Genomic DNA, 11,928 nt, shown 5'->3' with positions numbered 1-11,928 from the left:
GGGTTAGAAGCCTTGGGCTTGGGCTCGGCGTTTTACCTCGCGGGCCTGGTCGCCGGAGAGGGCGGCGGCTGGGGTGGCACCGGGGAGGGTGTCGTCCGGCTCGTAGAGCCAGCGCAGGACGGCCTCGTCGTCGTAGCCGTTGTCGGCGAGCAGATTGAGCACGCCGGGCAGGTGCTTGAGCGCGGTCTGGTTGGCAACCAGGTCCGCTGGGATCCGGCGGACGCCGTCGCGGCGGACCGCCAACAGCTCCCGGTCACGGATCATCTGGTGCACCTTGCTGATCGACACGTCGAGGCGTTCGGCGACGTCGGGCAGGGTCAACCAGTCGGCCGGGTCGGTGGGGCCGGCGAGTTCCAGGCCGGGCGCGGCCTGGTCGGGTACGGGTTCGGTCACCCGACCACCCTGCCACGCCGCCGCCGCGACGAGCCACCGGCACCCCGGGCGGCCCATCTGCGTCCTCTTCCCTGATCGCCGCTGACCAGCGAACAAGGGGCGGGGAACGCGGCGGGACGGACCGGTTCGGCATACGGCTGTAGCATCCTGTTCATCCCTCACCCTCTGGACACATAGACTGCCTGCCGATGGACACTCAGGTCGCCGACACGTTGCTGGGCTCGCTGATCGACGGGCGCTACCGCATTCGCGGTCGCGTGGCCCGTGGTGGCATGGCGACCGTGTACACCGCCACCGACGAACGCCTTGAGCGCACCGTCGCTGTCAAGATCATTCACCCGACCCAGGCCAGCGAGGCACGAGCCCGGATCGCCAACTTCGTGGCCCGGTTCACCGACGAGGCGAAGACCATCGCCCGGCTGACCCACCCGAACGTGGTGGCGGTCTACGACCAGGGCACGCACGCCGGCCTGCCGTACCTGGTGATGGAGTACGTCCGTGGCCGCACCCTGCGTGACGTGCTGGCCGAGCGGCGCCGGCTCAACCCGGACGAGGCGCTGGCCATCGCCGAGCAGATGCTCGCCGCGATCGCCGCCGCGCACCGGGCCGGTCTCGTGCACCGCGACGTCAAACCGGAGAACGTCCTGGTCGCGGAGGCGCCTACCGGTGGCGTCGCCAACCTTGTCGACAGCGTCGTGAAGGTGGCCGACTTCGGGCTGGCCCGGGCGGTCGAGGCGAGCGCCGACGAGGAGCAGGGCAACCAACTGATGGCCACCGTGGCGTACGTCGCCCCGGAGTTGGTCACCGAGGGCCGCGCCGATCCGCGCACCGACGTCTACTCGGCCGGCATCGTGCTGTTCGAGATGCTCACCGGCCGGGTGCCGTACGACGGGGACCGCCCGGTGGACGTCGCCTGGCAGCACGTCGACCGGAACGTGCCGACGCCCTCGACGCTGGTGCCGGGCCTGCCGTCGGTCCTCGACGACCTGGTGCAGCGGGCTACCCGCCGCGACCCGGGAGCACGGCCCGCGGACGCCGGCGCGTTGTTGGCCGAGGTGCAGGTGGCCCGGGATCGTCTGGGCGACGCCAACAGCCACACCGCCGTACTCCGCCCGATCAGTGACGCGCCGTCGCTCTCCCAGCCGACCATGATGGTCGCGACGGTCCAGCCGCCCAACCGCCCGTCGTGGGCACGACTGCCCGAGGGCGCCAGCAGTCAGGGGCCGGGGCGGCGTCGGGCCGCCCCGGAGCCGGCGGAGGGCCTGGGCGCCCGGCTCGCCGCGCTGCGCAGCACGGTGCTGAGCAACCCCCGTGGCCGGCTGGCCGTCGCGGCCGTGGTCGTGACGCTGGGCCTGGTGGCCGCGCTCGGGGGTTGGTGGTTCGGCGTCGGCCGCTACACGGACGCTCCGCAGTTGGTGAGCCTGAGCAAGGCCGAGGCGCAGGCGCGGGCCGACCGCAGCGGGCTTCTCGTCAAGTACGCTGAGCCGCGCTTCGACGAGAAGGCCCCGAAGGACAGCGTGCTGGAGCAGAGCCCGGCGTCCGCTGCCAAGATCGCCAAGGGTGGCACGATCACCCTGACCCTCTCCCTCGGTCCGGAGCGTTTCCCCGTACCGGACGTGATCGGCAAGGAGTTCGAGCTCGCCGAGGCGGATCTGGTCAACGTGAAGCTGGTGGTGGCCAGGGGCACCGCCCGCTACGACGACAGCCTGCCGGCCGGGGTCGTGGTGGACAGCTCCCCCAAGGTGGGCACCGAGGTCAAGCCCGGTGCGAAGGTCACCCTCATTCTGAGCCGGGGCAGGGCGCCGGTGACGGTGCCGAACCTGGTCGGCAAGAGCCTGACCGACGCCCGGACGACCCTGGCCCAGCTCAACCTGGTGTTGAAGGAGACCTACAAGGACTCCGACAAGCCGAGGGACGAGATCCTCGGGCAGAGCCCTGCCGATGGCGCCGGCGTGGAGAAGGGCACCGAGGTCAAGCTGGACGTCAGCAAGGGGCCACCGCTGGTCGCCATGCCGCGGGTGATCGACCTGCCGTGCCAGCAGGCCAAGCAGGCGTTGGAGGGTCAGGGCTTCCCGGTGACGATGGCGATCAACCCGAACGCCGTGGTCCGGATCCAGATCCCGGGCGAGAATTCGCAGGTGGCACCCGGCACCCCGGTCACCCTGACGTGCTTCTGATGCCGACGATCTCCGCGCGGCCGGTGGGCACGCACACTCCGACCTCGGGTGGGCTGGCGAAGGCTGCCCTGCCGTACGCCGACGCGACCGGTGCGCAGGTGGTGCAGGTCTACGTCTCCAACTCGCGAGGCTGGGCACTGCCCGACGGCGACCCGGCGCAGGACGCACTGTTCCGCGACGGTTGCGCCGAGCGGGGCATTCCCGCGTTCATCCACGCCGCGCTGCTGGTCAACCTCGGCTCGCCCACCCCGGCCACTGTCGAGAAGTCGGCCGAGACGCTGGCGCACGCGCTTCGTCGGGGCGTGGCGATCGGCGCGCGCGGGGTGGTGTTCCACGCGGGCAGTTCGGTGGACGAGGGGCACGCCGAGGCGGCGATGGGACAGGTCCGCGAGGTGTTGCTGCCGCTGCTCGACTGGGCTGCCGCCGCTGGCGGGCCGATGTTGCTGGTCGAGCCGAGCGCCGGCGGGGGCCGCTCACTGGCCTCCCGGGTGGAGCAGCTCGGGCCCTACCTGGACGCGGTGGACGGGCACCCCATGCTCGGGGTCTGCTTCGACACCTGCCACGCCTGGGCGGCCGGCCACGATCTGGCGGCGGAGGGCGGCATGACGGCGACCCTGGACACCCTGGTGGCCACCGTCGGTGCGGACCGGCTGCGGCTGGTCCACGCCAACGACTCGAAGGATCTGTGCGGCTCCACCCGGGATCGGCACGAGAACATCGGCAAGGGCAGCATCGGCGAGCCCGCCTTCGCCGAGCTGATGGCGCACCCGGCGACCGCTGGGGTCCCGACCGTCGTGGAAACCCCCAGCGAGAAGCAGGTGGGCCACGCCGCCGACATCGCCACCCTCACCCGCCTGTCCCACCCCTGACCCCAACCTTGTTGATCAAGAGGTTTGCGTCACCCGGCGACCGGGATCTGACGCGAATCTCTTGATCACCGAGGTTGGGGTCAGGGGGTTTAGGCCGCGGCGAGGATGCGGGGTAGGGCTGCCAGGGCGCGGTCGATGTCCGCGTCGCTGAGGCCCAGGTGGGTGACCAGGCGGGCGGTACGGGGGCCGAGCACGGAGATCAGTACGCCCTCGGCCCGCGCCGCGGCGGCCAGGGCCCGCGCGTCCAGAGTGTGCTTGGTGAGGTCCAGCGCGACCAGGTTGGTACGGACAGTGGTGGCCAACACGCCGAACGGCGCGACCGCCTCGGCGAGCCGGGCCGCCTTCGCGTGGTCGTCGGCCAACCGGTCGATGTGCTGCGCGAGCGCGTACCGACCGGCGGCGGCGAGAATGCCGGCCTGGCGCATGCCCCCGCCCATCCGCTTGCGGATCAGCCGGGCACGTTCGATCTTCTCCGCGCTGCCGATCACCAGCGAACCGACCGGTGCGCCGAGGCCCTTGGAGAGGCACACCGACAGCGTGTCGAAGAGCCGGCCGTACTCGATCAGCGGCACCTGGTCGGCGACGTGCGCGTGCCAGATCCGGGCGCCGTCACAGTGCAGCGCGACGCCCGCCTCGTCAGCGACCCCGCGCAGATCCCGCAGGGTCGAGAGCGGAATCACCCCGCCGCCGCCGCGATTGTGGGTCTGCTCGACGGCGATCGCGCGGGTGGGGACGGCGAAGTAACCGTCCGGTCGGATCATCCCGGCCACCATCTCCGGGTCGATGTCCGCGCCCACGGCGGGCCAGGTCCGCGAGGTGATCCCGCCGTACGCGGCCGCGGCGCCGATCTCGTACGTGACCACGTGCGCGTCGGCGTCGCAGAGCAACTCGTCGCCGGGCGACACCAGCAGTTGCAGGGCGATCTGGTTCGCCATCGAACCACTCGGGGCGAACAGCGCCGCCTCGTGCCCGAACAAGGCGGCGACCTCGGCCTCCAGCGCGTTGACGCTCGGGTCCTCGCCGTAGACGTCGTCACCGACCTCGGCGGTGGCCATCGCCTCCCGCATCCCGGCGGTGGGTCGGGTCACCGTGTCGGACCGCAGGTCCACGAACAGATCAGGCACTGTCATCCTTTCAACTGCCGACTGCGGGCTCGTAAGCTCACTCCTCGCGTCAGCCATGGTCGTGCCGGCTGCGGGCTCGCAAGCTCAGCCACGCAGCATTTCCGCTACGAGGAAGGCCAACTCCAACGACTGCTGGGTGTTCAGTCGCGGGTCGCAGGCGGTCTCGTACCGGTCGGGCAGGTCGAGATCCTCGATCCCCTGGGCGCCGCCGAGGCACTCGGTGACGTCCTCGCCGGTCAACTCGACGTGCAGGCCGCCGGGGTGGGTGTCCAGCCCCCGGTGCACCTCGAAGTAGCCGAGCACCTCGTCGACGATGCGGTCGAAGTGCCGGGTCTTGTAGCCGTTTGACGATTCGTGCGTGTTGCCGTGCATCGGGTCGCACTGCCAGACCACCTTGGCCCCGGCGGCGGTGACCTTGGCGACGATCGGCGGCAGCGCGTCGCGTACCCGGTGGTTGCCCATCCGGCTGATCAGGGTGAGCCGACCGGGGATGTTGTCCGGGTTGAGCTTCTCGCACAACTCGATCGCCTCGTCCGGGGAGGTGGTCGGGCCGAGCTTGACCCCGATCGGGTTGGCGATCCGGGAGATGAAGTCGATGTGCGCCCCGCTGATCTGCCGGGTGCGCTCGCCGATCCACAGGAAGTGCCCGGAGAGCCCGTACGCCCGACGGTCGGAGACCCGGGTGAGCGCCCGGTCGTACTCCAGGGCCAGGGCCTCGTGGGAGCAGTAGAGCGTGACGGTGCGCAGCGCCTCGTCGTCGGTCATGCCGCAGGCCCGGATGAAGGCCAACGCCCGGTCGATCTCCCGGGCGATCGCCTCGTAACGCTCCCCCGCCGGGGAGTTCTTCACGAAGCCCTTGTTCCAGTCGTGCACGGCGTGCAGGTCGGCGAGCCCGCCGGCGAGGTACGCCCGGAGCATGTTCATCGCCGCCGCCGAGTTCGCGTACGCGCGGATCATGCGCTGTGGGTCGGCGACCCGGGCGGCCGGGTCGGCCTCCAGCGAGTTGATCATGTCGCCGCGGTACGCGGGCAGGCCGCGGGCGTCGGTCGGCAGCGAGCGGGGCTTCGTGTACTGCCCGGCGACCCGGGCGACCTTGACCACCGGCAGCGACGCGCCGTAGGTGAGCACGATCGCCATCTGGAGCAGGGTGCGGGCGTTGGCCAGCAGGTGGCTCTCGGTGTTGTCCACGAACGTCTCGGCGCAGTCACCACCCTGCAGCAGGAACGCCTTGCCCTCGCAGACCAGGGCGAGCTTCTGCCGGAGCTGGTCCACCTCGTAGGGCGCGACGACCGACGGCACGGTGTCGAGGACCTTGCAGACCGCGGCCACGGCAGCCGGGTCGGACCACGGCGGGACCTGCTCGCGGGGCAGCTCCCGCCATCGGTCCAGACCGAGCGCGGCGTCCTCGGCGGAGTCGACGGTCGGTCGGCTGGTCTGCAGGCCCGGGCTGCCCACCGCGGGATGGCTCAACTGATGCCACTCATGGCGCATGACAGAAAGCGTACGGCGACGGTCGTCGCGCCCTACGAGGTGGACCAGCTCCGGCAGAAGCTCGCCCTGGTCTGCGAGGGCAAGGCGTTCCTGCTGCAGGGTGGTGACTGCGCCGAGACGTTCGTGGACAACACCGAGAGCCACCTGCTGGCCAACGCCCGCACCCTGCTCCAGATGGCGATCGTGCTCACCTACGGCGCGTCGCTGCCGGTGGTCAAGGTCGCCCGGGTCGCCGGGCAGTACACGAAGCCCCGCTCGCTGCCGACCGACGCCCGCGGCCTGCCCGCGTACCGCGGCGACATGATCAACTCGCTGGAGGCCGACCCGGCCGCCCGGGTCGCCGACCCACAGCGCATGATCCGCGCGTACGCGAACTCGGCGGCGGCGATGAACATGCTCCGGGCGTACCTCGCCGGCGGGCTCGCCGACCTGCACGCCGTGCACGACTGGAACAAGGGCTTCGTGAAGAACTCCCCGGCGGGGGAGCGTTACGAGGCGATCGCCCGGGAGATCGACCGGGCGTTGGCCTTCATCCGGGCCTGCGGCATGACCGACGACGAGGCGCTGCGCACCGTCACGCTCTACTGCTCCCACGAGGCCCTGGCCCTGGAGTACGACCGGGCGCTCACCCGGGTCTCCGACCGTCGGGCGTACGGGCTCTCCGGGCACTTCCTGTGGATCGGCGAGCGCACCCGGCAGATCAGCGGGGCGCACATCGACTTCATCTCCCGGATCGCCAACCCGATCGGGGTCAAGCTCGGCCCGACCACCTCCCCGGACGAGGCGATCGAGTTGTGCGAGAAGCTCAACCCGGACAACATCCCCGGTCGGCTCACCCTGATCAGCCGGATGGGCAACCACCGGGTACGCGACGCGCTGCCGCCGATCGTCGCCAAGGTCACCGCCGCCGGGGCCAAGGTGGTCTGGCAGTGCGACCCGATGCACGGCAACACGCACGAATCGTCAAACGGCTACAAGACCCGGCACTTCGACCGCATCGTCGACGAGGTGCTCGGCTACTTCGAGGTGCACCGGGGGCTGGACACCCACCCCGGCGGCCTGCACGTCGAGTTGACCGGCGAGGACGTCACCGAGTGCCTCGGCGGCGCCCAGGGGATCGAGGATCTCGACCTGCCCGACCGGTACGAGACCGCCTGCGACCCGCGACTGAACACCCAGCAGTCGTTGGAGTTGGCCTTCCTCGTAGCGGAAATGCTGCGTGGCTGAGCTTGCGAGCCCGCAGCCGGCACGACCATGGCTGACGCGAGGAGTGAGCTTACGAGCCCGCAGTCGGCAGTTGAAAGGATGACAGTGCCTGATCTGTTCGTGGACCTGCGGTCCGACACGGTGACCCGACCCACCGCCGGGATGCGGGAGGCGATGGCCACCGCCGAGGTCGGTGACGACGTCTACGGCGAGGACCCGAGCGTCAACGCGCTGGAGGCCGAGGTCGCCGCCTTGTTCGGGCACGAGGCGGCGCTGTTCGCCCCGAGTGGTTCGATGGCGAACCAGATCGCCCTGCAACTGCTGGTGTCGCCCGGCGACGAGTTGCTCTGCGACGCCGACGCGCACGTGGTCACGTACGAGATCGGCGCCGCGGCCGCGTACGGCGGGATCACCTCGCGGACCTGGCCCGCCGTGGGCGCGGACATCGACCCGGAGATGGTGGCCGGGATGATCCGACCGGACGGTTACTTCGCCGTCCCCACCCGCGCGATCGCCGTCGAGCAGACCCACAATCGCGGCGGCGGCGGGGTGATTCCGCTCTCGACCCTGCGGGATCTGCGCGGGGTCGCTGACGAGGCGGGCGTCGCGCTGCACTGTGACGGCGCCCGGATCTGGCACGCGCACGTCGCCGACCAGGTGCCGCTGATCGAGTACGGCCGGCTCTTCGACACGCTGTCGGTGTGCCTCTCCAAGGGCCTCGGCGCACCGGTCGGTTCGCTGGTGATCGGCAGCGCGGAGAAGATCGAACGTGCCCGGCTGATCCGCAAGCGGATGGGCGGGGGCATGCGCCAGGCCGGCATTCTCGCCGCCGCCGGTCGGTACGCGCTCGCGCAGCACATCGACCGGTTGGCCGACGACCACGCGAAGGCGGCCCGGCTCGCCGAGGCGGTCGCGCCGTTCGGCGTGTTGGCCACCACTGTCCGTACCAACCTGGTCGCGCTGGACCTCACCAAGCACACTCTGGACGCGCGGGCCCTGGCCGCCGCGGCGCGGGCCGAGGGCGTACTGATCTCCGTGCTCGGCCCCCGTACCGCCCGCCTGGTCACCCACCTGGGCCTCAGCGACGCGGACATCGACCGCGCCCTGGCAGCCCTACCCCGCATCCTCGCCGCGGCCTAAACCCCCTGACCCCAACCTCGGTGATCAAGAGATTCGCGTCAGATCCCGGTCGCCGGGTGACGCAAACCTCTTGATCAACAAGGTTGGGGTCAGGGGTGGGACAGGCGGGTGAGGGTGGCGATGTCGGCGGCGTGGCCCACCTGCTTCTCGCTGGGGGTTTCCACGACGGTCGGGACCCCAGCGGTCGCCGGGTGCGCCATCAGCTCGGCGAAGGCGGGCTCGCCGATGCTGCCCTTGCCGATGTTCTCGTGCCGATCCCGGGTGGAGCCGCACAGATCCTTCGAGTCGTTGGCGTGGACCAGCCGCAGCCGGTCCGCACCGACGGTGGCCACCAGGGTGTCCAGGGTCGCCGTCATGCCGCCCTCCGCCGCCAGATCGTGGCCGGCCGCCCAGGCGTGGCAGGTGTCGAAGCAGACCCCGAGCATGGGGTGCCCGTCCACCGCGTCCAGGTAGGGCCCGAGCTGCTCCACCCGGGAGGCCAGTGAGCGGCCCCCGCCGGCGCTCGGCTCGACCAGCAACATCGGCCCGCCAGCGGCGGCAGCCCAGTCGAGCAGCGGCAGCAACACCTCGCGGACCTGTCCCATCGCCGCCTCGGCGTGCCCCTCGTCCACCGAACTGCCCGCGTGGAACACCACCCCGCGCGCGCCGATCGCCACGCCCCGACGAAGCGCGTGCGCCAGCGTCTCGGCCGACTTCTCGACAGTGGCCGGGGTGGGCGAGCCGAGGTTGACCAGCAGCGCGGCGTGGATGAACGCGGGAATGCCCCGCTCGGCGCAACCGTCGCGGAACAGTGCGTCCTGCGCCGGGTCGCCGTCGGGCAGTGCCCAGCCTCGCGAGTTGGAGACGTAGACCTGCACCACCTGCGCACCGGTCGCGTCGGCGTACGGCAGGGCAGCCTTCGCCAGCCCACCCGAGGTCGGAGTGTGCGTGCCCACCGGCCGCGCGGAGATCGTCGGCATCAGAAGCACGTCAGGGTGACCGGGGTGCCGGGTGCCACCTGCGAATTCTCGCCCGGGATCTGGATCCGGACCACGGCGTTCGGGTTGATCGCCATCGTCACCGGGAAGCCCTGACCCTCCAACGCCTGCTTGGCCTGCTGGCACGGCAGGTCGATCACCCGCGGCATGGCGACCAGCGGTGGCCCCTTGCTGACGTCCAGCTTGACCTCGGTGCCCTTCTCCACGCCGGCGCCATCGGCAGGGCTCTGCCCGAGGATCTCGTCCCTCGGCTTGTCGGAGTCCTTGTAGGTCTCCTTCAACACCAGGTTGAGCTGGGCCAGGGTCGTCCGGGCGTCGGTCAGGCTCTTGCCGACCAGGTTCGGCACCGTCACCGGCGCCCTGCCCCGGCTCAGAATGAGGGTGACCTTCGCACCGGGCTTGACCTCGGTGCCCACCTTGGGGGAGCTGTCCACCACGACCCCGGCCGGCAGGCTGTCGTCGTAGCGGGCGGTGCCCCTGGCCACCACCAGCTTCACGTTGACCAGATCCGCCTCGGCGAGCTCGAACTCCTTGCCGATCACGTCCGGTACGGGGAAACGCTCCGGACCGAGGGAGAGGGTCAGGGTGATCGTGCCACCCTTGGCGATCTTGGCAGCGGACGCCGGGCTCTGCTCCAGCACGCTGTCCTTCGGGGCCTTCTCGTCGAAGCGCGGCTCAGCGTACTTGACGAGAAGCCCGCTGCGGTCGGCCCGCGCCTGCGCCTCGGCCTTGCTCAGGCTCACCAACTGCGGAGCGTCCGTGTAGCGGCCGACGCCGAACCACCAACCCCCGAGCGCGGCCACCAGGCCCAGCGTCACGACCACGGCCGCGACGGCCAGCCGGCCACGGGGGTTGCTCAGCACCGTGCTGCGCAGCGCGGCGAGCCGGGCGCCCAGGCCCTCCGCCGGCTCCGGGGCGGCCCGACGCCGCCCCGGCCCCTGACTGCTGGCGCCCTCGGGCAGTCGTGCCCACGACGGGCGGTTGGGCGGCTGGACCGTCGCGACCATCATGGTCGGCTGGGAGAGCGACGGCGCGTCACTGATCGGGCGGAGTACGGCGGTGTGGCTGTTGGCGTCGCCCAGACGATCCCGGGCCACCTGCACCTCGGCCAACAACGCGCCGGCGTCCGCGGGCCGTGCTCCCGGGTCGCGGCGGGTAGCCCGCTGCACCAGGTCGTCGAGGACCGACGGCAGGCCCGGCACCAGCGTCGAGGGCGTCGGCACGTTCCGGTCGACGTGCTGCCAGGCGACGTCCACCGGGCGGTCCCCGTCGTACGGCACCCGGCCGGTGAGCATCTCGAACAGCACGATGCCGGCCGAGTAGACGTCGGTGCGCGGATCGGCGCGGCCCTCGGTGACCAACTCCGGGGCGACGTACGCCACGGTGGCCATCAGTTGGTTGCCCTGCTCCTCGTCGGCGCTCGCCTCGACCGCCCGGGCCAGCCCGAAGTCGGCCACCTTCACGACGCTGTCGACAAGGTTGGCGACGCCACCGGTAGGCGCCTCCGCGACCAGGACGTTCTCCGGTTTGACGTCGCGGTGCACGAGACCGGCCCGGTGCGCGGCGGCGATCGCGGCGAGCATCTGCTCGGCGATGGCCAGCGCCTCGTCCGGGTTGAGCCGGCGCCGCTCGGCCAGCACGTCACGCAGGGTGCGGCCACGGACGTACTCCATCACCAGGTACGGCAGGCCGGCGTGCGTGCCCTGGTCGTAGACCGCCACCACGTTCGGGTGGGTCAGCCGGGCGATGGTCTTCGCCTCGTCGGTGAACCGGGCCACGAAGTTGGCGATCCGGGCTCGTGCCTCGCTGGCCTGGGTCGGGTGAATGATCTTGACAGCGACGGTGCGCTCAAGGCGTTCGTCGGTGGCGGTGTACACGGTCGCCATGCCACCACGGGCCACGCGACCGCGAATGCGGTAGCGCCCGTCGATCAGCGAGCCCAGCAACGTGTCGGCGACCTGAGTGTCCATCGGCAGGCAGTCTATGTGTCCAGAGGGTGAGGGATGAACAGGATGCTACAGCCGTATGCCGAACCGGTCCGTCCCGCCGCGTTCCCCGCCCCTTGTTCGCTGGTCAGCGGCGATCAGGGAAGAGGACGCAGATGGGCCGCCCGGGGTGCCGGTGGCTCGTCGCGGCGGCGGCGTGGCAGGGTGGTCGGGTGACCGAACCCGTACCCGACCAGGCCGCGCCCGGCCTGGAACTCGCCGGCCCCACCGACCCGGCCGACTGGTTGACCCTGCCCGACGTCGCCGAACGCCTCGACGTGTCGATCAGCAAGGTGCACCAGATGATCCGTGACCGGGAGCTGTTGGCGGTCCGCCGCGACGGCGTCCGCCGGATCCCAGCGGACCTGGTTGCCAACCAGACCGCGCTCAAGCACCTGCCCGGCGTGCTCAATCTGCTCGCCGACAACGGCTACGACGACGAGGCCGTCCTGCGCTGGCTCTACGAGCCGGACGACACCCTCCCCGGTGCCACCCCAGCCGCCGCCCTCTCCGGCGACCAGGCCCGCGAGGTAAAACGCCGAGCCCAAGCCCAAGGCTTCTAACCC

The 11,928-nt window shown here is 71.3% G+C and carries 9 protein-coding genes and 1 pseudogene; 5 read left to right on the top strand and 5 right to left on the bottom strand.

The window, feature by feature from the left end:
* Positions 1–3: 3 nt before the first annotated feature.
* Complete coding sequence (locus KBX08_RS31030) at positions 4–393, bottom strand: Rv2175c family DNA-binding protein (protein ID WP_238690615.1); 390 nt, start codon at positions 391–393, stop codon at positions 4–6.
* A gap of 188 nt (positions 394–581) precedes the next feature.
* Here KBX08_RS31030 and pknB (KBX08_RS31025) point away from each other — a divergent pair, with 188 nt between their 5' ends.
* Positions 582–2,570, top strand: a complete 1,989-nt coding sequence (gene pknB, locus KBX08_RS31025; RefSeq protein WP_210787286.1) for a Stk1 family PASTA domain-containing Ser/Thr kinase — start codon at positions 582–584, stop codon at positions 2,568–2,570.
* A complete protein-coding gene (locus KBX08_RS31020; protein WP_210787289.1) occupies positions 2,570–3,439 on the top strand; it encodes a deoxyribonuclease IV in 870 nt (289 codons plus the stop codon). Before pknB (KBX08_RS31025) ends, KBX08_RS31020 begins: the two co-directional genes overlap by 1 nt.
* Before the next feature lie 89 nt (positions 3,440–3,528).
* Here KBX08_RS31020 and KBX08_RS31015 read toward each other — a convergent pair whose 3' ends face one another.
* Positions 3,529–4,569 (bottom strand): GntG family PLP-dependent aldolase, encoded by a 1,041-nt coding sequence (locus KBX08_RS31015; RefSeq protein ID WP_247670366.1) that lies wholly within the window; start codon positions 4,567–4,569, stop codon positions 3,529–3,531.
* A 78-nt stretch (positions 4,570–4,647) separates the two neighbouring features.
* A complete protein-coding gene (locus KBX08_RS31010) occupies positions 4,648–6,054 on the bottom strand; it encodes a class II 3-deoxy-7-phosphoheptulonate synthase (protein WP_112725193.1) in 1,407 nt (468 codons plus the stop codon).
* Positions 6,055–6,072: 18 nt separating this feature from the next.
* Here KBX08_RS31010 and KBX08_RS31005 point away from each other — a divergent pair.
* Both KBX08_RS31005 and KBX08_RS31000 read left to right on the top strand, forming a co-directional pair.
* Positions 6,073–7,281, top strand: a pseudogene (locus KBX08_RS31005) (class II 3-deoxy-7-phosphoheptulonate synthase); the annotation flags it as partial.
* Between the two features lie 78 nt (positions 7,282–7,359).
* Positions 7,360–8,400: a GntG family PLP-dependent aldolase gene (locus tag KBX08_RS31000; protein ID WP_247670366.1), complete on the top strand. Its 1,041-nt coding sequence runs from the start codon at positions 7,360–7,362 to the stop codon at positions 8,398–8,400.
* Positions 8,401–8,489: 89 nt separating this feature from the next.
* Here KBX08_RS31000 and KBX08_RS30995 read toward each other — a convergent pair whose 3' ends face one another.
* Both KBX08_RS30995 and pknB (KBX08_RS30990) read right to left on the bottom strand, forming a co-directional pair.
* Complete coding sequence (locus KBX08_RS30995; RefSeq protein ID WP_210787289.1) at positions 8,490–9,359, bottom strand: deoxyribonuclease IV; 870 nt, start codon at positions 9,357–9,359, stop codon at positions 8,490–8,492.
* Complete coding sequence (gene pknB / locus KBX08_RS30990) at positions 9,359–11,347, bottom strand: Stk1 family PASTA domain-containing Ser/Thr kinase (RefSeq protein ID WP_210787286.1); 1,989 nt, start codon at positions 11,345–11,347, stop codon at positions 9,359–9,361. Before pknB (KBX08_RS30990) ends, KBX08_RS30995 begins: the two co-directional genes overlap by 1 nt.
* Positions 11,348–11,535: 188 nt before the next feature.
* Here pknB (KBX08_RS30990) and KBX08_RS30985 point away from each other — a divergent pair, with 188 nt between their 5' ends.
* A complete protein-coding gene (locus KBX08_RS30985) occupies positions 11,536–11,925 on the top strand; it encodes an Rv2175c family DNA-binding protein (RefSeq protein WP_238690615.1) in 390 nt (129 codons plus the stop codon).
* Positions 11,926–11,928 lie beyond the last annotated feature (3 nt).

This window comes from Micromonospora sp. H61, assembly GCF_018070325.1.
GTDB lineage: Bacteria > Actinomycetota > Actinomycetes > Mycobacteriales > Micromonosporaceae > Micromonospora > Micromonospora salmantinae.
The sequence above is the reverse complement of the archived record's forward strand: the minus strand, read 5'-3'. Positions and strand labels throughout refer to the sequence as shown.